This is a genomic window from Streptomyces composti (genome assembly GCF_012034205.1).
Taxonomy (GTDB): domain Bacteria; phylum Actinomycetota; class Actinomycetes; order Streptomycetales; family Streptomycetaceae; genus Streptomyces; species Streptomyces composti.
This window is the reverse complement of the sequence record NZ_JAATEM010000004.1, coordinates 129,724-156,025: the sequence shown is the minus strand read 5'-3', so window position 1 is coordinate 156,025 and position 26,302 is coordinate 129,724. Positions and strand designations below refer to the sequence as shown.

Sequence of the window (26,302 nt, the reverse complement as noted above, 5' to 3'; positions counted from 1 at the left end):
ATCCGAGGAAGTTGGTCCAGCCGTGGTTTTGGGGTTCTCGATCGCCCTGATCGTCTTCAGCCTGCTGCTGATGCTGCTGGTGCTGATGCACAAGGGGAAGGGCGGCGGCCTCTCCGACATGTTCGGTGGTGGCATGCAGTCCTCCGTCGGCGGCTCCTCGGTCGCCGAGCGCAACCTCGACCGGATCACCGTCGTGGTCGGTCTGCTGTGGTTCGCGTGCATCGTGACGCTCGGCGTCATGATGAAGCTCGACTGAACGAGCAGAGGTACATTCCGCCCGCAACGGGGCGGATCCCCTCCGCATTCCGTGCGTAATGCCCCATGTTCGGTACGCGCAGCACCGCGCGGCCTATCATGGGGCTTGCGTCTTTGAGCGGGGCCCTTGTAACTCCAATCACTGGACGTGCGTTGGGCCTTCCGTAGACTGAGGCGCTCGCAGCGAAGCGGAACGCCGACTCGCTTCGCGGCACCATCACGCAGGGAGTTACGACCGTGGCAAGTGGCAACGCGATCCGGGGAAGCCGGGTCGGGGCGGGGCCGATGGGCGAGGCCGAGCGCGGCGAGTCCGCGCCGCGGCTGCGCGTCTCCTTCTGGTGCTCCAACGGGCACGAGACACAGCCGAGCTTCGCCAGCGACGCGCAGGTGCCCGAAACCTGGGACTGCCCCCGCTGTGGCTTTCCGGCCGGTCAGGACCGCGACAATCCGCCGGACCCCCCGCGCACCGAGCCCTACAAGACGCACCTCGCGTATGTGCGGGAGCGGCGCAGCGACGCGGACGGCGAGGCCATCCTCGCCGAGGCCCTCGCCAAACTGCGGGGCGAGATCTAGTTTTTGACGACCGACCGGGCAGCGACACCTGCCTGGTCGCTGTCGTTTCCGGCCCCGGCCGGCCGTTCGCGCGGCGATTGTCAGTGGTGCCCTCTACGGTTGCGAATCGACCGACCGTGAGGGGGAGTTGTGGCGACAGCCGACACCGCGGGCACCCGTGCGCCCGCATGGCGCGGCGGATTCGGGCGGCTGTGGAGCGCGGCCGTGCTCTCCAGCTTCGGCGACGCGCTGCGCACCGCCGCGCTGCCTCTGCTCGCCGTCTCCCTCACCGACGATCCGCTGCTCATCGCCTCCGTCACCGCCTGCGGCCATCTGCCCTGGATCGTGTTCGGCCTGCTCGGCGGCGCGGTCGCCGACCGGGTGGACCAGCGGCGGGCCATGTGGGCGGTGGACCTGCTGCGCGGACTGCTGGTCGCCGCCTTCGCCGTGGCCGTGGCGCTCGGCCACGCCTCCATCGGGCTGCTCATCGCCCTGGCGTTCATCCTGACCACCCTGCAGACCCTCTTCGACAACGCCGCCACCGCCCTGCTGCCCTCCTTGGTGCCCCCGGGCGCCCTCGGCAGCGCCAACGCCCGCCTGATGACCGGCCAGCGCCTGGCAGGTGGACTGCTCGGCGGGCCCGCCGTCCCGCTGCTGCTGACCGCCGGGGCCGCCGCACCCTACGCCGTCGACGCCGCCACGTATCTGCTGGCCGCCGCCCTGATCGCCTCGCTGGGGCGGCCCGCCGCCGAGCGCGCCCCGAGACCGCCCGGCAGCACCCTGCGCCGGGAGATCGCCGAGGGGCTGCGCACCCTGGTCCGGGACCGGGTGCTGCGCGCGCTGTGCACCGCGACCGCGCTGTGCAATATCGGCATCGGCGCTCTCATCGCCACGCTGGTGATCCTGGTGACCGGCTGGCTGGGCGCGGGGGAGACCGGCTATGCGGCGGCCCTGACGGCGTACACGGTCGGCAGTCTCGCCGGGGGAGCGGCGAGCGGACGGCTGGTCGCCCGGCTCGGACGGGCCCGGTCGGTGCTGCTCGCCGGGAGCGTGCAGACCGCCGCACTGCTCGCCATGGGCGGCGTGCGCCACCTGGGCGCGCTCCTCGTGTCCCTGGCCGTCTTCGGCTTCATGGGCATGGTCTGGAACGTCAACACCACCACCCTGCTGCAGGAGCGCAGCCCCGCCGGGATGCTCGGCCGGGTCTCCTCCGCGCACCGGACGCTGGGGATCGCCGGGACACCGCTGGGCGCGCTGCTCGGCGGGGCCCTCGCCGCGGCCTGGGGGGCGGGCACCCCGGCGCTGCTCGCGGCAGGCTTCTTCGCCCTCGCCACCGCCGCGCTGATACCTGTGCGCCGCCCCGACGTACCTGTTGGTGCGCCGGACGACGGCGCCACGACAGCTCACGTCCACCGCTGATCAATTAGGTTGGGACCGGCAGCGGGGCAAGGTACGCAGCACAGAGCGAGGAAGAAGGCTGAAGTCCGAGATGAACGCAGACGGCCGTACCGGGCTCAATCAGATGCCCGAGTGGAGCGCCCTGGTCAAGCACCGTGAGGAGCTCGGGGAGGTGGAGCTGCGCGAGCTGTTCGCCGCCGACCCCGGCCGCGGCACCTCCTACGTCCTCCGTGTGGGTGACCTGTACATCGACTACTCGAAGCACCTGGTCACCGACCGGACGCTGGCGTTGCTGCGGGACCTGGCGGCGGCGACGGATGTGTTCGGACTGCGGGACGCGATGTTCCGCGGCGAGAAGATCAACACCACCGAGCGGCGGGCGGTGCTGCACACCGCGCTGCGGGCGCCGCGGGACGCGGTGGTGGAGGTCGACGGCGAGAACGTCGTGCCGGGTGTGCACGCGGTGCTCGACAAGATGGCCGACTTCTCCCGGCGCATCCGCTCCGGCGAGTGGACGGGCCACACCGGCAAGCGCATCCGCAATGTCGTCAACGTCGGCATCGGCGGCTCGGACCTCGGCCCGGCGATGGCCTACGAGGCGCTGCGCGCCTACACCGCCCGGGATCTGACGTTCCGCTTCGTCTCCAACGTGGACGGGGCGGATCTGCACGAGGCGCTGCGGGACCTGGACCCGGCCGAGACGCTGTTCATCATCGCCTCCAAGACCTTCACCACGATCGAGACGGTCACCAACGCCACCTCGGCCCGCTCCTGGCTGCTCAACGGCCTGGGCGGCGACGAGAGCGCGGTCGCCAAGCACTTCGTCGCCCTGTCGACCAACGCGGAGAAGGTGGCGGCCTTCGGCATCGACACGGCGAACATGTTCGAGTTCTGGGACTGGGTCGGAGGCCGCTACTCCTACGACTCGGCCATCGGCCTGTCCCTGATGATCGCGATCGGGCCGGAGCGGTTCCGGGAGATGCTGGACGGCTTCCACCTGGTCGACGAGCACTTCCGCACCGCGCCCGCGGAGGCCAACGCACCGCTGCTGCTGGGGCTGCTGGGCATCTGGTACAACAACTTCTTCGACGCCCAGTCCCACGCCGTGCTGCCGTACTCGCACTACCTGTCGAAGTTCACCGCGTACCTGCAGCAGCTCGACATGGAGTCCAACGGCAAGTCCGTGGACCGCGACGGCCGGCCCGTCGCCTGGCAGACCGGTCCGGTGGTGTGGGGCACACCGGGGACCAACGGACAGCACGCGTACTACCAGTTGATCCACCAGGGCACCAAGCTGATCCCGGCGGACTTCATCGGCTTCGCCCAGCCGGTCGCCGAGCTCAGCGACGAACTGGCCGCGCAGCACGATCTGCTGATGGCGAACTTCTTCGCCCAGACGCAGGCGCTGGCCTTCGGCAAGACGCCCGAGGAGGTGCGGGCCGAGGGGGTGCCCGAGGAGCTGGTGGCGCACAAGACCTTCCGCGGCAACCACCCCACGACCACCATCCTCGCCAGGGAGCTGACCCCCTCGGTACTGGGGCAGCTGGTCGCGCTCTACGAGCACAAGGTGTTCGTGCAGGGCGCGGTGTGGAACATCGACTCCTTCGACCAGTGGGGCGTGGAGCTGGGCAAGGTCCTCGCCAAGCGCATCGAGCCCGCCCTCACCGAGGGGGCCGACGTGCCCGGCCTGGACGCCTCCACCAAGGCGCTCGTCGGCACCTACCGGGAGCTGCGCGGCCGCTCCTGAGCACGCTGCGGTGAAGCGGGCGGCAGCACGCCGTCCGCTTTCCCGTAGACTCCCCGGCGATCAACGGCAGGCCGGCACGGCGGACGCTCGGGGGAGCTGACGGTGGCACGTACGCGTGGTGGTTGGATCGGCGGTCCGCTCGGCGTTCGGAACGCGCTGAAGGCGCACCGGGCCGCACGCGCGGTGTTCCACCCCGCCTGGATCCCCGACTCGCTGGACCCGACGATCGAACGGCTCAAGCGTTTCCGGGTCGTCGCCGGGGCGGTCACCTCGCTCGGTGTCTACACCTACGTCGAGGGCGGCTTCGCCATCATGGAGCTGCTGGAGAACGCCCTCACCGCGGCCATGGTGCTGCTGCTCCTCACCCCGCTGACGGTCGGCGTGATGCTCCTGGTGTGGCGGCGCACCGGCACCGTAGGGCAGCTGCGGGTGCCGCTGCTGAACTCCCTCAAACTGCTGCTGCTGTTCATCGGCTGTGTCGCCGCGCTCGTGGTGTTGGGCCAGGTCATCGCGGGCAGCAACAGTCAGCTGGTCGTCCTGGGCGTGGGCCTGGTCTTCATCTGGGGGCTCTGGTTCACCGGTATCGGGGCCGTCCGGGTCTGCGGCAACTTCTTCGGCACGGCCGCCGTGCACCGCAGCCTGCCGGCGCTGCTCGCCACCGTGACGAGCTGGCTGACCGCGCTGCCCGACCTGATCACCGGGGACCTGCACGGACTCGGCCTGACCCTGGGCATCGTCTTCATCCTGGGCGCCCCGGTGACGGTCACGGCGATCGCCCTCGCGGAGACGCGCCGGCTCAAGCGCCGGTACGGCATCCGCCTGCGCACCCACCCCGCGAACCTGCCGCCGGTCCCCGGCGGCCCGCCACCGGCGCCGCCGACGGGACTGCCGCACGTACCGCCCCAGGGCAATCCGTACGGTCCGCCGCACGGGCATCCCTACGGCCCGCCCCAGGGCCACAGTCCCTACGGCCCGCCGCAGGGCAACCCCTATGCGCCCCCGCAGGGAAACCCGTACGGCCCGCCGCACGCCCCGCGGCCGCCGCACCCGCCGCAGAACCCTTACGGCGGCTGACCCTGGACGGCCGCTGCCTGGAGGACGGCGGTGGGCCGGAGAACGGGCGTGGACCGGAGGCGGCGGTTGATTGGAGGACGGCGGTTGCCCGAAGGCGGCCGCCGCGCGGAAAACGGCGGCTGACCGAAGGACGGCAGTCGACCGGTGGACGGCGGTAGACCGAAGGGCTGCTGCAAGGGCTGCGTCGCGGCAGTGTCGGCCCGAGGCCGCTGCGCGGGGAACGGCGGCTGACTGAAGGACGGCAGTCGACCGGTGGACGGCGGTAGACCGAAGGGCTGCTGCAAGGGCTGCGTCGCGACACTGCCGACCCGAGGCCGCTGCCCGGAGGACGGCGGCAGACCGAAAGCTGCCGCACAGCCGCGTCGCGCGGCGCCCGCCGGCCAAGGGCCGGCTCAGGCGACCGCGCTGAGCGTGTCCGCGAGACGGCGGCGGGCCGCCCGGGCGGCCGGGAGGGCGGCCAGTGCGGCCGCGCCCAGCACGGCGGCCACGGTGAGCCCCAGCAGGAACAGCGCGGGCGGCCCCTGGGCGATCCCCGTCCCGATGCCGCTCGATCTGCCCTGGGCGTCGATCAGCCAGCGCGCCAGCGGCAGCCCGAGGATCATCGCGGCGAGCACGGCGGCCATCGCCGTGCACGCCATGGCCGTCACCGTCATCGCGGTGATCTGGCGCGGTGACAGGCCGATGGCCTTCAGCGCCAGCAGGTCGCGCTCGCCCTCCCGCACCATGCCGCCGATCGCGGTGAGCAGCTCGATCAGGCCGATGAGGGCGAGCACGGCGATGAGGCCGAGGACGACCGCGCGCAGGGGGGAGAGCCCGTCGGCCGGGTTGGTCACGGTGTGCACGTCGAGGTGGCCGAGCCCCTCCGAGGTCAGCCGGTCGGCGACGGTCTGCGGGTCGGCGCCCGGCTCCAGGCGCACCTGGTAGAGGGTCGGCCGGAGGGTGGGGTCGTTGGCGCGGAGGGTGTCGAGCGAGGTGGAGATGACCCGGCCGGCGTTCTCCGGCTCGATGCTGCGGCCCACGATGTGCAGGATCTGCGGCCGGTCACCGACCGTCATCCGCACCCAGTCGCCGACCTGGACGTGCAGCAGGTCGAGCAGACCCTGCCCGGCCACCGCCTCGTCGGGCCCGCGGGCGGTGCGCCCCTCGGCCAGCGTGAAGGGGTACGGCTCCTGCCCGGTGCCCAGACCGCGCAGGGCGATGGTGGCGGTCTGGCCGGGGACCAGGGCGGCGACCTCCGTGCCCGGGTAGGCGGCGGCGACCTGCGGGTCGTTCTCCAGCAGGGCCCGGGTCTCCTTCTCGCCCAGCGTCGCGTCCGCGCGCACACTGAGCGCGGTGGGCAGGCCCATGCGGTCCGGTTCGCTGTGGAAGCGGTCGAGGGTGGTCCAGGCGCTCATCGCCACCACGATCAGCAGCAGCGGCAGCGCCAGCCGGGCCACCGTCCCGAGGGAGCGCGGGCGGCGGGTGAACGCCTTGCGCCAGCCGAGCACCAGCGCCGGCGGCACCCGCATGCCCAGCGCCCGCCGGGCCACGCCGGTCAGCCGTCCGGCCGGGGGCGCCGCGGGGCGGGGGACCGGCACCGGGGGCACGCGTCCGGCCCGCCAGGCGGCGAGCCCGGTGGTCGCGCCGATGAACAGCACCGCCGCCACGGGCACCGCGAACAGCGTCACGGTCTGCCCGGGCAGCCCCTGCCACACGGCGACCGCGTCCCCGAGCCGCCCCGGTATCCCGCTGCCCAGCGCCTCCATCAGCACCGCGCCGGCCACGGCGCCCAGCAGGGCGTAGCCGAGGTGCTGCATCAGGAAGACCCGGACGACCTGGCCGGGCGTGAAGCCGATCGCCTTGAGGATGGCGATGTCCCGCAGATGCCCCCGGATGCGGGTGCCGATCGCCCCGTGCACGGCGAATCCGGCGGCGACCAGCGCGCCCAGCCCGAACAGGCCGAGCACCTGACCGAGCAGCCGGTTGTCGTTCTGTGCCTCGGCGCGGGCCTGCTGCCAGGTGGCGACCTCGCCGATCGCCCCGGCGCCCAGCACGGTCACGGCCCGCTGCACGGTGTACTCGGTGTCGGCCGGGTCGGTCAGCCGCAGCCCGATCACCTGCCCGGCCGGTTCGGCCACGGCCGACGGCAGCGCCCACACCAGGCCCGGCTGCTCGCCCGGACGGTAACGGGGCTCGGCGCTGTCGGCGATGCCGATCACGGTGAGCGTGCGGGCCGTGCCGGGGACGGTCAGGGTGTCGCCGGGCGCGGCGAGCAGGGCGCGGGCGAGCCGGCTCTCCAGCACCACGCCGTCGGGCGTCGCCGCGTCCAGCCACTTCCCGGAGGTGATCAGCGGGCGTCCCACGTCGGGCCGCTCGGGGGTGCCGCGCAGTTCGACCGAGGCCCGGCTGCCGCGCGAGGCGACGGTCAGCGAGGAGGTCGGGTAGGGGCCGGCGACGTCGTCCACGCCGTCCAGCCGGGCGAGCTTCCCGGCGTCGGCGGTGCCGGTGGTGTGCAGCGTGACGTGCGCGCCGTGCGCCTGGGCGAACACGCGCTGCCAGGGGTTGGTGGCGTAGCCGAACAGGGCGGCGGCCAGCAGCAGCGAGACCACGATGCCGGCGGTGGCGAGGACCAGGAACAGCGCCTCGCCGCGGTGCGTGCGCAGATCGGAGTGCGCCCAGCGCAGGGTGGCTCGCACCGGCCTCATCCCCTCGGCGCGCGGAGGGCGTGCACCGTCGCGTACACCGTCGAAGACGTCCGCCGCATGTCAGTCCTTCAGCTCCAGCACCCCGGAGATGCCCTTGCCGCTCGACGGCCCGCCGTCGAGCGCCGCGTCGTCCACGATCCGTCCGTCGAAAAAGCTGATCACCCGGTCCGCGGCGCTGGCCAGCCGGGCGTCGTGGGTGACCAGGACGATGGTCTGCCCGCGCTGGTGGAAGCGGGACAGCAGCCGCATCACCTCGCGGGTGCCCCGGCTGTCCAGGCTGCCCGCCGGCTCGTCGGCCAGCAGCAGCGGGGGGTGGTTGACCAGGGCGCGGGCCAGCGCCACCCGCTGCTGCTCACCACCGGACAGCTCGCCCGGGACGCTGCGCTCCTTGCCGGTCAGGCCCAGCTCCTCCAGCAGCGCCTCCCGCTCGGCGCGGGCCTGCTTCGGCGGCACCCCGGCGAGCAGGGCGGGCAGCTCCACGTTGTCCGCCACGGACAGGTCGGAGACCAGGTTGAAGAACTGGAAGACGATCCCGATGCGCCGGCGGCGCTCGACCGCCCAGCGGGCCTCGTCGTAGCCGTCGGTGCACTCCCCGTCCAGCCAGATGCTGCCCTTGTCGGGGCGCTGGAGACCGCCGAGGAGGTGCAGCAGGGTCGACTTTCCGGCGCCGGACGGGCCGGTGATCGCCACGAACTCGCCCCGCGCCACGCTCAGATCCACGCCGCGCACCGCGTGCGCCGGGGCGCCCTCGCCGTAGTGGGTCTTCACCAGGCCTTCGGCGCGCAGCACGGGAGCGGTGCTCTCGCTCACTGAAGGTCCTCCAGCTCTTCCTGGCACCGTTCCAGCCAGTCGAGGTCGGCCTGCAGGTGCAGCATCGCGCCCTCGATCAGCAGATGGGCGATGCGGTTGTCCCGGTCTTCGGCGGCTGCGAGCTTGGACAGCTCCCGCATGGTGTTGAGGTACTGGCGGCGCTGCTTGTTGATCAGGGCGATCTGGTCGGCGAGTCCGGTCTGCGGGGCGAGCGCCAGCTTCATGAAGAACTCGTCCCGCACCCGTGGCTCGTCCGCCGTCTCCTCGTACCAGGCGCGCAGCGCCTCGCGCCCGGCGTCGGTGAGGTGGTAGACCTTCTTGTTGGGCCGGCTGGACTGCTCGACGTCCTCGCCCTCGATCAGTCCCGACTTCTCGAGGCGGCCGAGGGTCACGTAGATCTGGCCGACGTTCGGCTGAGGGTACGCCGAGCCCAGCAGTTGCTCAAGGTCCTGCTTCAGCTCGTAGCCGTGCGCCGGACCGCGGGCGAGCAGCGCCAGGAGGGGCAGCCGCACTCGAGCTCTCCTCCTCGCATCTGGTCAATGTGCCGCAGGCCCTAGTATCGCGCATACCTAACAGGTATACATGGCCTCTGACTCCCGGACGAGGGCGCCCGGGGGCCGGTGTACAGGGAGGAACCTATGCGGTGGATCCGTGCCGCGGGTAGGGGCCTTCTTGTGCTGGTCGTGGTCCTGACCGGTTACGTCTCCGCCGGAGCGAGCGCCGAGGAGCCCGCCGGGGGCGGCCGCGGGCCGCTCACCCTGGCCACCGCGGGTGACCTCACCGGCTATCTCGGCCCGCTGCTCGAGGGCTGGAACCGCGCCCACCCCGGCGAGCGGGTCACCCTCGTCGAACTGCCCGACTCCGCCGACGAGACCCGGGCACAGATGATCACCGATCTGCGGCGCGGCGAGGCCGGCCGCTTCGACGTGCTCAACATCGACGTCAGCTGGACGTCGGAGTTCGCCGCCGCCGGGTGGATCCGCCCGCTGCCGCGCGACCGCTTCCCGCTGGACACCTTCCTGCGCCCGGTCGTGGACACCGCGACCTACGGCGACAAGCTGTACGCCGTCCCCTACGTCACCAACGCCGGGCTGCTGCTGTACCGCACGGACATCCTCGCCAAGGAGGGCGTCGCGCCGCCGCGTACCTGGGGCGAACTGGAGAGCATCGCCAGGAAGCTCGCGCCGAAGTACGGTCTCGACGGCTACGCGGGGCAGTTCCTGCCCTACGAGGGGCTGACCGTGAACGCGGCCGAGGCGGTCTACTCGGCGGGCGGCAGCATTCTCGGCGACGAGGGCGAGCGGGTCACCGTCGACTCCCGGGCCGCCCGCGAGGGCGTCGGCTTCCTGGCGCGCGGGGTGCGCGAGGGCTGGATCCCGCGCGAAGCCCTGACGTACAAGGAGGAGGAGTCCAAACAGGCCTTCCAGGACGGCCGGCTGCTCTTCCTGCGCAACTGGCCCTACGCCTATGTCGCCGCCTCCGCGCCCGGCTCCCGGGTGGCCGGCAGTGTCGGCGCCGTCCCGCTGCCGGGGCCGGACGGGCCCGGCACCAGCGTGCTCGGCGGCTCCAATCTGGCCGTCGCCACCCACGCCCGGCATCCCGACACCGCGGCGCGGCTGATCGCATACCTCACCAGCGAGCCGGTCCAGCGCCAGGTCCTCACCCGCGGCGCGCTGCCGCCGGTACGGGCCGCGCTCTACGAGGACCCCGAGCTGATCCGGCGCTTCCCCTATCTGCCGACCCTGCGCGAGAGCGTGCTCGCCGCCGCGCCGCGCCCCAAGAGCCCGCACTACGACCAGGTGAGCCTGGTGGTGCAGGCGGTGGTGCACGACGCCATGACCGGGCGGCAGACCACCGAGGCCGCCGTGCGGCGGCTGGCCGGCGAGCTGGCCGCCGTCTCCGCGCGCTGACACCCTCCGCGCCACTCTCCCGATCCGTACTTACTTGTTAAGTAACGCGCGCATCTCGATCGCCTGTGAGATGCCCGGATTATCCCTGTTTACTCGACTCAACTCCCCGGTAGCTTCGGTACTTTCATTGACACCCTCGCGACACGCCTACTTAACATGAATGTATAACCGCTAGCACGCACAGACGGGTTCGACGGGGTGAGTCTCAAGCGCATCGACAGCCGCCAGTGGTGGCGCGACGCAGTGATCTACCAGGTGTATGTCCGCAGCTTCCTGGACAGCACCGGTGACGGCATCGGCGATCTCGCCGGAGTCAGGGCCGGCCTGCCCTATCTGAAGAAGCTCGGCGTGGACGGGATCTGGCTGAGCCCCTTCTATCCCTCGCCCCAGCACGACCACGGCTACGACGTGGCCGACTACTGCGACGTCGACCCGGTCTTCGGCGACCTCGCCGAGTTCGACCTGCTGGTCACCCAGGCCCGCCGCCTGGGCATCAAGGTGCTGCTGGACATCGTCCCCAACCACTGCTCCAGCGAGCACCCCTGGTTCCGCGAGGCCCTCGCCAGCCCGCCCGGCAGCCCCGAGCGCGCTCGCTTCCACTTCGCCGACGGCCGCGGCCCCGGCGGCAGCGAACCGCCCAACAACTGGCACGCCATGTTCGGCGGCCCCGCCTGGAGCCGGATCACCGAGGCGGACGGCAGCCCCGGCCAGTGGTACCTGCACATGTTCACGCCCGAGCAGCCGGACTGGAACTGGCGCAACCCCGAGGTGGCCGCCGAGTTCGACCGCACCCTGCGGTTCTGGCTGGACCGGGGCGTCGACGGCTTCCGCATCGACGTGGCCGCCGGTCTGTTCAAGCACCCGGACCTGCCCGACTCCCCGGACCCGGAGGCCGACGCCCGCACCCGCGACTCGGTCAACCCGCTCGCCTGGAACCAGCCCGAGGTGCACGACGTGTGGCGGCACTGGCGCGCCGTGTGCGAGGAGTACACCGCCCGTGACGGCCGCGAGCGCCTGCTGGTCGGCGAGGTGTCCGTGCCCAGCGCCCGCGAGCACGCCATGTACGTCCGCCCGGACGAGCTGCACCAGGCGTTCTTCTTCGACCTGCTGGGCGCCCCCTGGGACGCCGACGCCTTCCGCAAGGTCATATCCGAGGCGATGGAGGACATCGCCGGCACCGGCTCCACCGTCACCTGGGTCCTCAACAACCACGACCAGGTCCGCACCGTCACCCGCTACGGCGAGCCCACCCCGCAGGGCAGCGGCCTCGGCGCCGCCCGCGCCCGGGCCGCCGCGCTGCTGATGCTGGCGCTGCCCGGAGCCGCCTACATCTACCAGGGCGAGGAACTGGGCCTGCCCGAGGTCGTCGACCTGCCCGACGACGTGCTCACCGACCCGATCTTCCGCCGCACCGGCAGCAGGGCCCGCATCCGCGACGGCTGCCGGGTGCCGCTGCCCTGGTCCGGGCAGGCCTCCCCGTTCGGCTTCACCTCCGGTGCCGGAGGCGTCAAGCCGTGGCTGCCCCAGCCCGAGTACTTCGCCGAGTACGCCACCGACCGCGCACTCGCCGACACCCAGTCCTTCTGGCACCTCTACCGCGACGGCCTGCAACTGCGCGCCGCGCTCCCGCAGCTGGGCGAGGGCACCCTGCAGTGGCTGGACACCCAGCCCGGCGTGCTCGCCTTCGTCCGCGGCGGCGACCTGGTCTGCGCCGTCAACTTCGGCACCGCCCCCGTACCCGCCCCGGTCTCCGGCACCCCGCTGCTCGCCAGCGGACCGTGCCCGGCCGGGGTGCTCCCCGGCTCCACCGCCGCCTGGTGGATCAGCGACTCCTGAGCCGAGCCGCACCCCGTATCCCGAAGGGACATCAACGAAGATGCGACGTACCCGACGCACCACCCTGATCACCGGATGCACGGCGCTTGTCATCGCCCTGACCGCCACCGCCTGCGGTGGCGACGACCCGGTCTCGGCCGGCGGCGGCGACAAGTCCCTCAGCGGCCAGACCGTCACCGTGGCCGGTGTCTGGTCCGGCAGCGAGCAGAAGAACTTCCAGAAGGTGCTGGACGCCTTCTCCGAGAAGACCGGCGCCAAGACGCAGTTCGTCTCCACCGGCGACAACGTCTCCACCGTCGTCGGCAGCAAGATCGAGGGTGGCAACGCCCCCGACGTCGTGATGGTCCCGCAGGTCGGCGTGCTCAAGCAGTTCGCCGAGAAGGGCTGGCTCAAGCCGCTGGACGAGAAGGTCAAGTCCGCGGTGAACGCCAACTTCGCCAAGGTCTGGCAGGACTACGGCACCGTCGACGGCACCCTGTACGGCCTGTACTTCAAGGCCGCCCACAAGTCGACCGTCTGGTACAGCCCCGAGGCTCTCGAGCAGGCCGGCGTCGAGGCGCCCAAGACCTACGACGAGATGCTGAAGAACGGCAGGACGATCTCCGACTCCGGTCTCGCGGCGTTCTCCGTCGCCGGCCAGGACGGCTGGACGCTCACCGACTGGTTCGAGAACATTTACCTCTCCCAGGCCGGCCCCGAGAAGTACGACGCGCTCGCCGCCCACGAGATCAAGTGGACCGACCCGACCGTGGTCGAGGCGCTCGACACCCTCGGCAAGCTGTTCAAGGACAAGCAGCTCATCGCGGGCGGGCAGAAGGAGGCGCTGAACACCGACTTCCCCGGCTCCGTGGAGAAGGTCTTCGGACCGAAGCCCGACGCCGCCATGGTCTACGAGGGCGACTTCGTCGCCGGTGTCGCCAAGGACCAGTTCGGCAAGACCATCGGCACCGACGCCAACTTCTTCCCCTTCCCGCCGGTCGGCAAGGGCCAGGCGCCCGTGGTCAGCGGCGGCGACGCGGCCGTCGTCCTGAAGGACGGCAAGAACGCCAAGGCCGGCATGGCGCTCGTCGAGTACCTGGCCAGCCCCGAGGCCGCCGCCGTGTGGGCCGAGGCGGGCGGCTTCCTCTCCCCGAACAAGAAGCTCGACCTCTCCTCCTACGGCGACGACGTCACCCGGGCCACCGCCGAGTCCCTGGTCGAGGCCGGCGACACGGTCCGCTTCGACATGTCCGACCAGGCGCCCGCCGCCTTCGGCGGCACCAAGGGCGCCGGCGAGTGGAAGATCCTCCAGGACTTCCTGCGCGACCCGGCCGACCCGAAGAAGACCGCGGCCGAGCTCGAGGCCGCCGCGGCGAAGGCCTACGGGAACTGACCATGACCACCACCGTGGTGAAAGAGGCGAGGCGCTCGTCGCCCGCCCGCCCCGACGGCGCGCGCGCTCGGCGCTCGCGCCGCCGGGGCCGGGTGATCGCCCTGTTGTTCGCGCTGCCGGCGCTGCTCCTGCTGGGCGCGCTGGTCGTCTATCCGGTGCTGTTCTCCATCGGCCGCAGCCTCTTCGACGCCTCCGGCGACACCTTCGTGGGCGGCGAGAACTACGCCGAGATGTTCCGCGACCCGACCACCCTGAAGGCCATCCGCAACACGGCCATCTGGGTCGTGGTCGCGCCCACCCTGCTCACCGGACTCGGCCTCATCCTGGCCGTGCTGGTGGAGAAGATCCGCTGGGCCACCGCCTTCAAGCTGCTGCTGTTCATGCCGATGGCGGTGTCCTTCCTGGCCGCCGGCATCATCTTCCGGCTCGCCTACGACGAGGATCCCGACAAGGGCGTCCTCAACGCGGCGGTCGTGTCGATCCACGACGCCTTCGACGAGGGCTCCGAGTACCCGACGGCACGCGCCCGTGACGGGCAGGGCCTGAATCAGCAGAAGGACGGCTCCTACGTCACCGGCTCCCCGGTCTCGCCCGGCTCCGCCACCGCGCTCGGCCTGGTCGGCGTCGCCCCCAAGGACCTGCCGGCCGACGCCAGACCCGCCCAGCAGGCCGCTGCCCAGGAGGCGGGCGCCGACGAGGTGCGCGGCGTGGTGTACCTCGACTTCACGCCCGGCGGCGGAGGCAAGCCCGGCGTGGTCGACTCCCGTGAGAGCGGACTGCCCGGCATGAGGGTCGAGGCGGTCCAGGGCGGCAAGACCGTCGCGAGCACCACCACCGCCGCCGACGGCTCGTTCCGCTTCACCGGCCTCAAGGACGGCTCGTACACCCTCAAGCTGCCCAAGGAGAACTTCGAGCAGCCCTACGACGGCATCTCCTGGCTGGGGCCCACCCTCGTCACCCCGGCGATCATCGGCGCCTACCTGTGGATCTGGACCGGCTTCGCGATGGTCCTGATCGGCGCGGGCCTGTCCACCCTGCCGCGTGACGCCCTGGAGGCGGCCCGGATGGACGGTGCCAACGAGTGGCAGATCTTCCGCAAGATCACTGTACCGCTGCTCGCGCCGGTGCTCACGGTCGTCTTCGTCACCCTGGTGATCAATGTGATGAAGGTCTTCGACCTCGTCTACATCATCGCCCCCGGCCCCGTGCAGGAGGACGCGACCGTGCTCGCCACCCAGATGTGGCTGGTGTCGTTCGGCGGTGGCAACAACCAGGGCCTCGGCAGCGCCCTCGGCGTGCTGCTGCTGCTCCTGGTGATCCCGGCCATGGTCTTCAACGTCCGCCGTTTCCGAAGGAGTCAGCGATGAAGACGATCCGGCGCGGCCTGAGCAGCGCGATGGTGCAGGCGTTCCTGGTCGTGATCGGCCTGGTCTGGATGACCCCGCTGGCCGGGCTGTTCCTCTCCTCGCTGCGCTCCGCGGAGGACACCGCCAAGGGCGGCTGGTGGACGGTGTTCACCGCCCCGGGGCAGCTGTCCTTCGACAACTACTCGGCGCTGCTGGACAACTCCGGCATGACCCAGGCGTTCTGGAACACCGTGCTGATCTCGGTGCCGGCCACCGTCCTTGTGGTGGTCATCGCGGCGCTCGCCGGATACGCCTTCGCCTGGCTGGACTTCCCCGGCCGCGACTCCGTCTTCCTGGTGGTGGTCGCGCTGCTGGTGGTCCCGGTCCAGATCGGTCTGCTGCCGGTCGCCAAGCTGTTCGGGCAGCTCGGCCTGTTCGGGACGATCCCCGGCGTGGTGCTCTTCCACGTGGCCTACGGCCTGCCCTTCGCGGTGTTCCTGCTGCGCAACTACTTCGCGGAGATACCCAAGGAGATGCTGGAGGCCGCGCGGATGGACGGCGGCAGCGAGTGGCGCATCTTCACCCGCCTGGTGCTTCCGGTGGGCCGGCCGGCGATCGCCAGCCTCGCCATCTTCCAGTTCCTGTGGGTCTGGAACGACATGCTGGTGGCCCTGCTCTTCGCCGACAGCTCGTCGCAGCCGCTGACCGTGGCGCTCCAGTCCCAGATCCGCCAGTTCGGCAGCAACATCGACGTCCTGGCCCCGGGAGCGTTCCTCTCCCTGGTCATCCCGGTGGTCGTCTTCTTCGCCTTCCAGCGCCACTTCGTCCAGGGGGTGATGGCAGGCTCCGTCAAGTAGGGCGCGCACAGGGTCCCTTCGCCCCTCCCGCCCCTGCCCGTTCCCCTCCCGGGGCCCCGCCCCCGGTGCCCCGCCCCGCAACGCGCCGGAGGGCCTGCTTCCTCCCCGCCCCCTCCGGCCCCGGCCCCCGTCTTCCCCAGCCCCGAGAGGGTTCACTCCGGGGGCCGCCCGCCCGGCCTTCGCATCTCCACCCCGAAGGCCGGGCTTCCCCACGATCCCCGGAGGGGGTTGCATCCCGCCCCGCCCCCCCCTCCGGCCACCCCGGGCATCACCACCGCGGCAGGGACCGACTTCCCGGTCGTCCCTCCGTCGCCCGGGGGACACCCCGCCCGGTCCTCCGCCCCACCTTGCCGGAGGGCCGGGCTCCGCCCGTCCAGCCCTCCTTCCGGCATCCGCACTTCCGGGCTCCCCGCGCCGGGGCGCCGGCTTCCGGCCGGTCCGGGCGCCGACGTGGCTGGCGCGCACCGGGCTGCGCCGGGTCCGGGGCTGGTGCTCGGGGCTGCCGCGTGCCGGTGGGATCGACGCTGCCCCCCGCACGCCCTTCACCGCGCGGACTCCGCCCGGCCCCGCCATGCAGCGCGCCGGGATGAGCCGGGGCGTTCGGGCCCGAACGCACAAGCGCCGGACGGGCTGTGACAGCCTGTCCGGCGCTCGGCGACGAGGCCCCTTGCACGACCGAAGCCACGTCCCGGGGGGGCGGAGCTTCCGGGGGACGGGAACGGGCTGGGGCCTACGGTGTCGCCGGGGGGTACAGGGATCTCGGCAGCTGGGATGCCGCTGCCGCGTCCAGGAGCCACAGAGTGCGGGACGTGCCGTAGGCGCCTGCCGCGGGAGCCTGGATCTCGCCGGCGCCGGAGAGGGCGATGGCCGCGGCCCTGGCCTTGTCCTCGCCGGCGGCCAGGAGCCAGACCTCACGAGCGGCGCGGATCGCCGGGAGGGTGAGGGAGATGCGCGTGGGCGGTGGCTTCGGGGCGCCGTGGACGCCGACCACCGTGCGCTCGGTCTCGCGGACCGCGGGGAGCTCCGGGAAGAGGGAGGCCACGTGCGTGTCCGGTCCGACGCCCAGCATCAGGACGTCGAAGACCGGAACGGGACCGTGGTTCTCCGGGCCCGCCGCCCGCGCCAGCTCCTCCGCGTACGCGGCCGCCGCCGCGTCCACGTCGTTGCCGTACGGGCCGTCCGAGGCCGGCATGGCATGCACGCGCTTCGGATCCAGCGGCACGGAGTCCAGCAGCGCCTGGCGCGCCTGCGTGACGTTGCGGTCCGGGTCGCCCTCGGGCAGGAAGCGCTCGTCGCCCCACCACAGGTCGAGACGGGCCCAGTCGATCGCGTCCCGGGCGGGCGCCGCCGCCAGCGCGGCCAGCAGACCGTTGCCGTTGCGCCCGCCGGTCAGCACCACCGACGCCGAACCCCGTGAGCTCTGCGCGTCGACGATCCGGGTGATCAGCCGCGCCGCCGCGGCCTGCGCCATCAGTTCCTTGTCGCGGTGCACGACCAGCTGCGGTGCCTGACTCATTTCGCCGCCGCCTTCTTCACCGGCGCCTCGTCCGCCGCCGCGGCCGCGGGAGCTTCCGCAGCCGTCTCGGCGGGTTCGGCGTCCGCGCCGGGTCCGTCCGCTCCGGCCCGTTCTCCCGCCCCTGCTCCTTTGGGCGGCTCGGCACCCGCGAGGGAGGGGGAGTCGTCCCCCGCCGTCTTCAGACGCTCCACGCCGTAGCGCAGCGCGGACGCGTACGTGTCGTCCGGGTCCAGCCGCCGCAGCTCCTCCGCGATCAGCTCCGCGGTGTCCCGGCGCTTGAGCGCCACCGCCCGCTTGGGCTGGCCCTGGATGGACAGCGTGGCCAGCGCGCCGTCGGCCCGGTCGAGCACGATCGGCCCGCAGTCGGTGTCCATGCGGACCGCGGTCAGCCCGGGCCCGCTGGACAGGGACCGCCTCACCGGCACGTCCAGCCGGTCCGCCAGCCACATCGCCAGCAGTTCGCAGCTCGGATTGAACTCCTCGCCCTCCACCTCGACGCCCAGCACCTTGCACGCCACCTGGTCCAGGGCGGCGGCCAGCATCGAACGCCAGGGAGTGATCCGGGTCCAGGACAGGTCCGTGTCACCGGGCGTGTAGGCGTCCGCGCGGGCCGCGAGCTCCCGTACCGGCTGCTCGCAGGCGTAGGTGTCGGTCACCCGGCGCTGGGCCAGCGCGCCCAGCGGATCGGCTGCCGGGTTCAGCGGCGCGTTGACCGGCCACCACACCACCACCGGCGCGTCCGGCAGCAGCAGTGGCAGCACCACCGACTGGGCGTGGTCGATCACCTCGCCGTACAGCCGCAGTACCACCGTCTCGCCGGTGCCCGCGTCCGCGCCCACCCGCACCTCGGCGTCCAGCCGGGACTGGGTGCGGTCCCGCGGCGAGCGGGAGACGCGCTTGATCACCACCAGGGTGCGCGAGGGATGCTCGTGCGAGGCGTCGCTCGCGGCCTTCAGCGCGTCGTAGGCGTTCTCCTCGTCCGTCACGATGACCAGCGTCAGCACCATGCCGACGGCCGGGGTGCCGATGGCGCGGCGGCCCTGCACCAGCGCCTTGTTGATCTTGCTGGCCGTGGTGTCCGTGAGGTCTATCTTCATGGCCGGCGCCAGCTCCGTCCGTCTCGCTCGAGCATTTCGTCCGCCTCGGCGGGCCCCCACGTACCGGCCGGGTACTGGGCGGGCCTGCCATGGCGGTCCCAGTACTCCTCGATCGGGTCGAGGATCTTCCAGGACAGCTCGACCTCCTCGGTGCGCGGGAAGAGGTTCGAGTCGCCGAGCAGGACGTCCAGGATCAGCCGCTCGTACGCCTCCGGGCTCGACTCGGTGAACGACTCGCCGTAGGCGAAGTCCATCGACACGTCCCGGATCTCCATGGAGGTGCCCGGTACCTTCGAACCGAACCGCACGGTGACCCCCTCGTCCGGCTGGACGCGGATCACGATGGCGTTCTGCCCGAGCTCCTCGGTGGCCGTGGTGTCGAAGGGGGAGTGCGGCGCCCGCTGGAAGACCACCGCGATCTCGGTGACCCGGCGGCCCAGCCGCTTGCCGGTGCGCAGGTAGAAGGGGACGCCCGCCCAGCGGCGGTTGTCGATGCCCAGCTTGATCGCGGCGTAGGTGTCGGTCCTGGAGTCCGGGTCGATGCCGTCCTCCTCCAGATAGCCGCGCACCTTGGTGCCGCCCTGCCAGCCGGCCGCGTACTGCCCGCGCACGGTGTCCCTGCCCAGGTCCTTCGGCAGTCGTACGGCACCGAGCACCTTGGTCTTCTCCGCGGCGAGCGCGTCGGCGTCGAAGGAGGCGGGCTCCTCCATCGCGGTGAGGGCGAGCAGCTGGAGCAGGTGGTTCTGGATGACGTCGCGGGCGGCGCCGATGCCGTCGTAGTAGCCGGCCCGGCCGCCGATGCCGATGTCCTCGGCCATGGTGATCTGGACATGGTCCACATACGACCGGTTCCAGATCGGCTCGAACATCTGGTTGGCGAAGCGCAGCGCCAGGATGTTCTGGACGGTCTCCTTGCCCAGGTAGTGGTCGATCCGGAAGACCTGCTCCGGCGCGAACACCTCGTGCACGATCGCGTTGAGCTCCTCGGCGGACTTCAGGTCGTGGCCGAAGGGCTTCTCGATGACCGCGCGCCGCCAGGAACCGTTCGTCTGGTCGGCGAGCCCGTGCTTCTTCAGCTGCTGGATGACGACGGGGAAGGACCGCGGCGGCACCGACAGGTAGAAGGCGAAGTTGCCGCCCGTGCCCTGGGCCTTGTCCAGCTCCTCGATGGTCTCGCGCAGCCGCTCGAAGGCGTCGTCGTCGTCGAAGGTGCCCTGCACGAAGCGCATGCCCTGGATGAGCTGCTGCCAGACCTCCTCGCGGAAGGGAGTGCGGGCGTGCTCCTTGACCGCGTCGTGCACCTCCTGGGCGAAGTCCTCGTGCTGCCACTCGCGGCGGGCGAAGCCCACCAGCGAGAAGCCCGGCGGCAGCAGCCCGCGGTTGGCCAGGTCGTACACGGCCGGCATCAGCTTCTTGCGGGACAGGTCGCCCGTGACGCCGAAGATGACCAGGCCCGACGGCCCCGCGATGCGCGGGAGCCGTCGGTCCGCCGGGTCACGCAGCGGGTTCGCTCCGGGACCTGAAAGCGGTGACAAGGTCTCAGCCCTCCGCGGGGGCGAGGCGCTCCAGCTCCGCCTCGGTCGACTTCAGCAGGTCGTTCCAGGAGGCCTCGAACTTGTCGACACCCTCGTCCTCGAGCAGCTGCACCACCTCGTCGTAGGAGATGCCGAGCCGCTCGATCGCGTCGAGGTCGGCGCGGGCCTGCTCGTAGGTTCCGGCGACGGTGTTGCCGGTGATGTTCCCCTGCTCCTCGGTGGCGAACAGGGTCGCCTCCGGCATGGTGTTCACCGTGTTGGGCGCGACCAGCTCGTCCACGTACATGGTCGGCTTGTACGCCTTGTCCTTCACCCCGGTGGAGGCCCACAGCGGACGCTGGACGTTGGCACCCTCGCGCTCCAGGGCCTGCCAGCGCTCGGAGGAGAAGACCTCCTCGTACGCCTGGTAGGCCAGACGGGCGTTGGCGACGGCGGCCTTGCCGCGCAGCGCCTTGGCCTCGTCGGTGCCCAGGGCGTCGATGCGCTTGTCGATCTCGGTGTCCACGCGGGAGACGAAGAACGACGCCACCGAGTGGATCTTCGACAGGTCCAGCCCCTTGGCCCTGGCCTTCTCCAGACCGGCGAGGTAGGCGTCCATGACCTCGCGGTAGCGCTCGAGAGAGAAGATCAGCGTGACGTTGACGCTGATGCCCAGGCCGATGACCTCGGTGATGGCGGGCAGGCCGGCGCGGGTGGCCGGGATCTTGATGAGGGTGTTGGGCCGGTCCACCAGCCAGGCCAGCTGCTTGGCCTCGGCGACCGTGGCCTTGGTGTTGTGGGCCAGGCGGGGGTCGACCTCGATGGAGACCCGGCCGTCCTTGCCGCCCGTGGCGTCGAACACCGGGCGCAGGATGTCGGCGGCGTCGCGGACGTCCGCCGTGGTGATCATGCGGACGGCTTCCTCGACGCTGACCTTCCGCGCGGCGAGGTCGGACAGCTGCTGGTCGTAGCCGTCGCCCTCGGAGATCGCCTTCTGGAAGATGGTCGGGTTGGTCGTGACGCCCACTACGTGCTGCTGGTCGATCAGCTCGGCCAGATTGCCGGACGTGATCCGCTTGCGCGACAGGTCGTCCAGCCAGATCGCGACGCCTTCCTCGGAGAGGCGCTTGAGTGCGTCTGTCATGGAAATTGCATCTCCTACGTGTCGTATATGAGCGTCAGCGCTGAGCCGCGGCGATCGATTCCCGGGCCACCGCGGCCACGTTCTCGGCCGTGAAGCCGTACTCCTTGAACAGCACCTTTCCGTCGGCGGAGGCACCGAAGTGCTCCAGGGAGACGATCCGCCCCGCGTCGCCGACGTACTTGTGCCAGGTGAGTCCGACACCGGCCTCGATCGCGACCCGCGCCTTCACGGACGGCGGCAGAACGCTGTCCCGGTACCCCTGGTCCTGCTCCTCGAACCACTCCACGGACGGCATCGACACCACACGGGTGGGCACACCGGCCGCCTGGAGCTGCTCGCGCGCCTCGACCGCCACATGCACCTCGGAGCCGGTGGCGATCAGGATGACCTGCGGCTCGCCGCCCTCGGCCTCGAACATCACATAGCCGCCGCGCGCCGCGCCCTCGTTCGGCTCGTAGACCGGCACGCCCTGCCGGGTCAGCGCCAGACCGTGCGGGGTGCCCTTGCCGAACTCCTTGGTCCAGCGCTTGAGGATCTCCCGCCAGGCGATCGCCGTCTCGTTGGCGTCCGCCGGGCGCACGATGTTCAGACCCGGGATGGCGCGCAGCGACGCCAGGTGCTCCACCGGCTGGTGGGTCGGGCCGTCCTCGCCCAGACCGATCGAGTCGTGGGTCCACACGTAGGTCACCGGCAGGTGCATCAGTGCCGACAGCCGCACCGCGTTGCGCATGTAGTCGGAGAACACCAGGAAGGTGCCGCCGTAGATGCGGGTGTTGCCGTGCAGCGCGATGCCGTTCATCTCCGCGGCCATGGCGTGCTCGCGGATGCCGAAGTGGATGGTGCGGCCGTACGGGTCGGCCTCCGGCAGCGGGTTGTCCGCCGGGAGGAACGACGACGTCTTGTCGATCGTGGTGTTGTTGGAGCCCGCCAGGTCGGCCGAGCCGCCCCACAGCTCCGGGATCACCGCGCCCAGCGCCTGCAGCACCTTGCCGGAGGCGGCACGGGTGGCGACGGCCTTGCCCGGCTCGAACACCGGGATGCTGTCCTCCCAGCCCTTGGGCAGCTCACCGGCGGCGATCCGGTCGAACAGCGCCGCCCGCTCCGGGTTGTTGCTACGCCACTCCTGGAACGACTTCTCCCACTCGGCCCTGGCCTGACGGCCGCGCTCCAGCGCCTTGCGGGTGTGCTCGATGACCTCGTCGGCCACCTCGAAGGTCCGTTCCGGGTCGAAGCCCAGCACCCGCTTGGTCGCCGCGACCTCCTCCTCGCCCAGCGCCGAGCCGTGCGCGGCCTCGGTGTTCTGCGCGTGCGGGGCAGGCCAGGCGATGATCGAGCGCATCGCGATGAACGACGGCCGGTCGGTGACCTTCTTCGCCTCCTGGATCGCCGCGAAGATCGCCGCAGGGTCCAGGTCGCCGTTGTCCTTCGGCTGCACGCGCTGCACGTGCCAGCCGTAGGCCTCGTACCGCTTGACGGTGTCCTCCGAGACCGCCGTCTCGGTGTCGCCCTCGATCGAGATGTGGTTGTCGTCCCACAGCAGGATCAGGTTGCCCAGCTTCTGGTGGCCGGCCAGCGAGGAGGCCTCGGCGCTGATGCCCTCCTGCAGGCAGCCGTCGCCGGCGATGCAGTACACGAAGTGGTCGAACGGCGACTCGCCGGCCGGCGCGTCCGGGTCGAACAGGCCCCGCTCGTAGCGGGCGGCCATCGCCATGCCCACCGCGTTCGCCACGCCCTGGCCCAGCGGGCCGGTCGTGGTCTCCACGCCGACCGTGTGCCCGTACTCCGGGTGGCCCGGAGTCTTCGAGCCCCAGGTGCGGAAGGACTTCAGGTCGTCCAGCTCGAGACCGAATCCGGCCAGGTACAGCTGGGTGTAAAGAGTCAGGGACGAGTGACCGGCGGACAGGACGAAACGGTCCCGCCCGACCCAGTCGGCGTCCGCCGGGTCGTGCCGCATCACCTTCTGGAAGAGGGTGTACGCGGCAGGCGCCAGGCTCATCGCCGTACCCGGATGGCCGTTACCGACCTTCTGTACGGCATCGGCGGCCAGGACGCGGGCGGTGTCCACGGCCCGCTGGTCCAACTCGGTCCACTCGAGGTCTGTGGTGGTCGGCTTGGTGCTCACCCTGAGTCAGGGCTCCTCTCCACATGTTCGTCTGCCGATGACGGCCCACCGGCGGTGTCGAGCCTACCCCCGTAGGACACGCGTTCTTCCGGTCATTCCAGACTGCCGGGCCTCACCGCCATCCGCCTCCTGACTTGCCCGGACCTGCATTCGGCAGATGAATACGAGCGCGCTCACCCGCGCGCTCAATCGAGCTCGAATACGCACCTCGGAGGGTGTCCGCCAACACGACCGGACCCCCGCGAATGCCGGGGTCCGGGCAACGTCTAGAGTGGCGTGGTACGCGCGAGCCTTTACTGCCTGTTCACACACGGGGCTCGCTGGGATGTCTCTGTAGGGGTGTGCGTGACGGCCGTTGAATCCCGTCCAGCGGGACTGCTGGGGACGAGCCCGAGCCCTGCACGGCGGCCGTTGGGGGCCCGTGTCATGGGCTTCGTGGCACTGACCAAGCCGCGGATCATCGAGCTGCTGCTCATCACCACCGTCCCGGTGATGTTCCTGGCGCAGCAGGGTGTGCCCGACCTGGACCTGGTGCTGCTGACCTGCATCGGCGGCTACCTGTCCGCGGGCGGCGCCAACGCGCTGAACATGTACATCGACCGGGACATCGACGCGCTGATGGACCGCACCTCCCAGCGCCCGCTGGTCACCGGCATGGTCAGCCCGCGCGAGTGCCTGGCCTTCGGCATCACCCTGGCGGTCGTCTCCACTCTGCTGTTCGGACTCACCGTCAACTGGCTGTCCGCCTGGCTCGCCCTGGGCGCACTGCTGTTCTACGTCGTCGTCTACACGATGATCCTCAAGCGGCGCACCGCGCAGAACATCGTGTGGGGCGGCATCGCCGGCTGCATGCCGGTGCTGATCGGCTGGTCGTCGGTCACCAACTCCCTGTCCTGGGCACCGGTCGTCCTCTTCCTGGTGATGTTCTTCTGGACGCCGCCGCACTACTGGCCGCTGTCCATGAAGGTGAAGGACGACTACGCCCGGGTGGGCGTGCCGATGCTGCCGGTGATCGCCACCAACAAGGCGGTCGCCAAGCAGATCGTCCTCTACAGCTGGGTCATGGTCGCCGTCTCCCTGCTGCTGACCCCGCTCGGCTACACCGGCTGGTTCTACACGGCGGTCGCGCTGGCAGCGGGCGGCTGGTGGCTGTGGGAGGCCCATGCGCTGCTCAACCGGGCGAAGGCCGAGGTGACCGGCGCCAAGCTCAAGGAGATGCGCCTGTTCCACTGGTCGATCACCTATGTCTCGCTGCTCTTCGTGGCGGTGGCGGTGGACCCCTTCCTGCGCTGACCCACCGCCGCGAGGCACCCGGGCGGGGCGAGTGGCCAAGGCCACGGACCTCGCCCGTCGCCTATTGATCTACTGATCGGTAGCATCCTGACCATGGCAGACACGCAGCAGGCGGACCGCAGGGCCGAGCAGAAGGCGACCCGGCTCGCCAAGCAGATCAGCACCTTCGCCAAGGCCCACGGCGGCGCCGAGGGCCAGATCGCCTACATCGGCGAGCGCGGCGCCCGCATCGTCCTGGTCGGCCAGGACGGCCGCTGGGGCGACCTGGTGGCCCCGTCCACCGACGTCGCCGAGAAGGCGGTGCAGAAGGCCGGCATCACCGTCCACGAGTCCTTCGACGGCGAGTTCGCCGCCCGGGTGGAGACCGGCCGCTACGAGTGGAAGCGCATGGCCGGCCTGCAGATCGGCGGCTGACCGGCGCCGGATGCCGGCGACGGGCGCGGGCGGGCGCACGACAGGCTGGAACGTGCGCACCGCGCCCGGCGCGCATCCGTCGCAACGTGCGCGCTACTCACACCCGGTCCCGCTCGTTGAACACGGCAACCGCAGCGCCGTGCCGGGAGCCGGGATGATCGAAACGCCGTCCTTGGTGGACCAGTACTGTCACGGCGTCCTCAGGACGGAGCTGGGCCTGGGCACCTTCGAGGCCCAGCTGGGCCGCACCGAGGGGCCGCCCGCTCCCGGCACCACCCTCTTCGACACCCAGACCGGCTTCGCCGTGCGCCGCTGGTGCCCGCCCCTGCTGGGGCTGGAGCCGCACTGCCCGCCCGCCCTCTACCTGGCCCGCCGGCGCGAGCTGGGCGTCCTGGAGGCCGGCCGCCGCCTGCTGCGGGGCAGCGGCATCACCACCTACCTCATCGACACCTCACCGCCCGGCGACCTCACCGACCCGGCCGAACTGGCCGCCGCCGGTGACGCCGAGGCGCACGAGATCGTCCGTCTGGAGCAGCTCGCGGAGCAGGTCGCCGACACCTCCGGCACCGTCGAGTCCTTCCTCGCCAATCTCGCCGAGTCGGTGCACGGCGCCGCCACGCACGCCGTCGCCTTCACCTCCGCCGCCGGAGCCCGGCACGGACTGGCGCTCGCCCCCGAGCCGCCGGGGCCGGGGGAGGTGCGCGGCGCGGCGGGACGCTGGCTGGCCGCGCGCCGCGCCGGCGACGAGCTGACCGACCCGGTGCTCCTCCGGCACCTGCTGTGGATCGCCGTCGCCACCGGGCTGCCCCTGCAACTGCACGCCGGGCTCGGCGCTCCCGGGGCCCGCACCGACCGCACCGACCCCGCACTGCTCACCGACTTCGTGCGGGCCACCGCGGGCCTCGGCACCGACCTGGTGCTGCTGCACGGCTACCCGTACCACCGGCACGCCGCCCACCTGGCCGGCGTCTTCCCGCACGTCTACGCCGACACCGGCGCCGCCCTGGTGCGCACCGGCGCCCGCGCGGCGAGCGTCCTGGCGGAGACCCTGGAACTGGCCCCCTTCGGCAAGATCCTCTTCTCCACCGGCGCGCAAGGGCTGCCCGAGCTGCACGTGGTGGGCGCCCGGCTGTTCCGCGAGGCGCTCGGCCGCGTGCTGGGCGGCTGGGTCGCCGAGGGCGCCTGGTCCCTGCCCGACGCCCAGCGGGTGGCGCGGATGCTGGCGGAGCACAACGCGCGGCGGGTCTACGGGCTGGAGGGCGGCCTCTGAGCGAGCGGCGGGCGCCGATCACGCCGGGGCTCGGGCGCCGGTGACGGCGGGCTCGGGCGCAGGCGAGGGCGCCGGGGCCGCAGGAGCCGGT

At 71.7% G+C, this 26,302-nt stretch carries 21 protein-coding genes; 13 read left to right on the top strand and 8 right to left on the bottom strand.

Going from position 1 to position 26,302, the window contains the following annotated elements; all coding sequences use genetic code 11:
* Positions 1-22: 22 nt before the first annotated feature.
* The 5 genes from secG to HCJ93_RS05110 all read left to right on the top strand — a co-directional run bounded on the left by secG (position 23) and on the right by HCJ93_RS05110 (position 5,026).
* Positions 23-256: a preprotein translocase subunit SecG gene (secG, locus tag HCJ93_RS05130; protein ID WP_167991465.1), complete on the top strand. Its 234-nt coding sequence runs from the start codon at positions 23-25 to the stop codon at positions 254-256.
* Positions 257-492: 236 nt separating this feature from the next.
* Positions 493-828, top strand: coding sequence for an RNA polymerase-binding protein RbpA (locus HCJ93_RS05125; protein ID WP_119105043.1), 336 nt, complete (start codon positions 493-495; stop codon positions 826-828).
* Between the two features lie 129 nt (positions 829-957).
* Positions 958-2,226: an MFS transporter gene (locus HCJ93_RS05120; RefSeq protein ID WP_167991464.1), complete on the top strand. Its 1,269-nt coding sequence runs from the start codon at positions 958-960 to the stop codon at positions 2,224-2,226.
* 70 nt (positions 2,227-2,296) lie between these two features.
* Positions 2,297-3,952 (top strand): glucose-6-phosphate isomerase, encoded by a 1,656-nt coding sequence (gene pgi, locus HCJ93_RS05115; RefSeq protein WP_167991462.1) that lies wholly within the window; start codon positions 2,297-2,299, stop codon positions 3,950-3,952.
* A 102-nt stretch (positions 3,953-4,054) separates the two neighbouring features.
* Positions 4,055-5,026: a hypothetical protein gene (locus HCJ93_RS05110; RefSeq protein ID WP_167991460.1), complete on the top strand. Its 972-nt coding sequence runs from the start codon at positions 4,055-4,057 to the stop codon at positions 5,024-5,026.
* Between the two features lie 392 nt (positions 5,027-5,418).
* Here the strand turns inward: HCJ93_RS05110 and HCJ93_RS05105 are convergent, their stop codons facing one another.
* The 3 genes from HCJ93_RS05105 to HCJ93_RS05095 all read right to left on the bottom strand — a co-directional run bounded on the left by HCJ93_RS05105 (position 5,419) and on the right by HCJ93_RS05095 (position 9,032).
* Positions 5,419-7,701 carry an ABC transporter permease gene (locus tag HCJ93_RS05105; protein WP_167991459.1) on the bottom strand — a complete coding sequence of 761 codons (2,283 nt, stop codon included), beginning with the start codon at positions 7,699-7,701 and terminating at the stop codon, positions 5,419-5,421.
* Positions 7,702-7,770: 69 nt separating this feature from the next.
* The gene (locus tag HCJ93_RS05100; protein WP_167991457.1) at positions 7,771-8,520 is read right to left on the bottom strand and encodes an ABC transporter ATP-binding protein; all 750 of its coding nucleotides are present in this window, start codon (positions 8,518-8,520) and stop codon (positions 7,771-7,773) included.
* Positions 8,517-9,032 (bottom strand): PadR family transcriptional regulator, encoded by a 516-nt coding sequence (locus HCJ93_RS05095; protein WP_167991455.1) that lies wholly within the window; start codon positions 9,030-9,032, stop codon positions 8,517-8,519. The genes HCJ93_RS05100 and HCJ93_RS05095 overlap by 4 nt, the downstream gene beginning before the upstream one ends.
* A gap of 126 nt (positions 9,033-9,158) precedes the next feature.
* Here HCJ93_RS05095 and HCJ93_RS05090 point away from each other — a divergent pair, with 126 nt between their 5' ends.
* The 5 genes from HCJ93_RS05090 (at position 9,159) to HCJ93_RS05070 (ending at position 15,841) form a co-directional block, all read left to right on the top strand.
* Positions 9,159-10,430 carry an ABC transporter substrate-binding protein gene (locus tag HCJ93_RS05090; protein WP_167991453.1) on the top strand — a complete coding sequence of 424 codons (1,272 nt, stop codon included), beginning with the start codon at positions 9,159-9,161 and terminating at the stop codon, positions 10,428-10,430.
* Between the two features lie 243 nt (positions 10,431-10,673).
* Positions 10,674-12,266: a glycoside hydrolase family 13 protein gene (locus tag HCJ93_RS05085; protein ID WP_373563555.1), complete on the top strand. Its 1,593-nt coding sequence runs from the start codon at positions 10,674-10,676 to the stop codon at positions 12,264-12,266.
* A gap of 40 nt (positions 12,267-12,306) precedes the next feature.
* Positions 12,307-13,638: an ABC transporter substrate-binding protein gene (locus tag HCJ93_RS05080; RefSeq protein WP_167991452.1), complete on the top strand. Its 1,332-nt coding sequence runs from the start codon at positions 12,307-12,309 to the stop codon at positions 13,636-13,638.
* 2 nt (positions 13,639-13,640) lie between these two features.
* Entirely contained in the window at positions 13,641-15,005 is a 1,365-nt protein-coding gene (locus HCJ93_RS05075; RefSeq protein WP_167991450.1) for an ABC transporter permease, read from the top strand.
* Positions 15,002-15,841 carry a carbohydrate ABC transporter permease gene (locus HCJ93_RS05070; protein ID WP_167991448.1) on the top strand — a complete coding sequence of 280 codons (840 nt, stop codon included), beginning with the start codon at positions 15,002-15,004 and terminating at the stop codon, positions 15,839-15,841. The genes HCJ93_RS05075 and HCJ93_RS05070 overlap by 4 nt, the downstream gene beginning before the upstream one ends.
* Positions 15,842-16,571: 730 nt before the next feature.
* Here HCJ93_RS05070 and pgl read toward each other — a convergent pair.
* The 5 genes from pgl to tkt are packed head-to-tail and all read right to left on the bottom strand — an operon-like array spanning position 16,572 to position 23,234.
* Positions 16,572-17,357 carry a 6-phosphogluconolactonase gene (gene pgl / locus HCJ93_RS05065; RefSeq protein WP_167991447.1) on the bottom strand — a complete coding sequence of 262 codons (786 nt, stop codon included), beginning with the start codon at positions 17,355-17,357 and terminating at the stop codon, positions 16,572-16,574.
* Positions 17,354-18,454: a glucose-6-phosphate dehydrogenase assembly protein OpcA gene (opcA, locus tag HCJ93_RS05060; RefSeq protein ID WP_167991445.1), complete on the bottom strand. Its 1,101-nt coding sequence runs from the start codon at positions 18,452-18,454 to the stop codon at positions 17,354-17,356. Before opcA ends, pgl begins: the two co-directional genes overlap by 4 nt.
* Positions 18,451-19,989 carry a glucose-6-phosphate dehydrogenase gene (gene zwf / locus HCJ93_RS05055; protein WP_167991443.1) on the bottom strand — a complete coding sequence of 513 codons (1,539 nt, stop codon included), beginning with the start codon at positions 19,987-19,989 and terminating at the stop codon, positions 18,451-18,453. Before zwf ends, opcA begins: the two co-directional genes overlap by 4 nt.
* A gap of 4 nt (positions 19,990-19,993) precedes the next feature.
* On the bottom strand, positions 19,994-21,112 hold the full coding sequence (gene tal / locus HCJ93_RS05050; protein ID WP_167991442.1) for a transaldolase: 1,119 nt from the start codon (positions 21,110-21,112) through the stop codon (positions 19,994-19,996).
* A 34-nt stretch (positions 21,113-21,146) separates the two neighbouring features.
* Positions 21,147-23,234, bottom strand: coding sequence for a transketolase (gene tkt, locus HCJ93_RS05045; protein WP_167991440.1), 2,088 nt, complete (start codon positions 23,232-23,234; stop codon positions 21,147-21,149).
* Positions 23,235-23,573: 339 nt separating this feature from the next.
* Between tkt and HCJ93_RS05040 the strand changes: the two genes are divergently transcribed.
* From HCJ93_RS05040 to HCJ93_RS05030, 3 genes are all read left to right on the top strand, one after another.
* Complete coding sequence (locus HCJ93_RS05040) at positions 23,574-24,527, top strand: heme o synthase (protein ID WP_167991439.1); 954 nt, start codon at positions 23,574-23,576, stop codon at positions 24,525-24,527.
* 93 nt (positions 24,528-24,620) lie between these two features.
* On the top strand, positions 24,621-24,941 hold the full coding sequence (locus HCJ93_RS05035) for a hypothetical protein (protein WP_167991438.1): 321 nt from the start codon (positions 24,621-24,623) through the stop codon (positions 24,939-24,941).
* A gap of 154 nt (positions 24,942-25,095) precedes the next feature.
* Positions 25,096-26,211: an amidohydrolase family protein gene (locus HCJ93_RS05030; protein WP_167991437.1), complete on the top strand. Its 1,116-nt coding sequence runs from the start codon at positions 25,096-25,098 to the stop codon at positions 26,209-26,211.
* Positions 26,212-26,302: the final 91 nt, after the last annotated feature.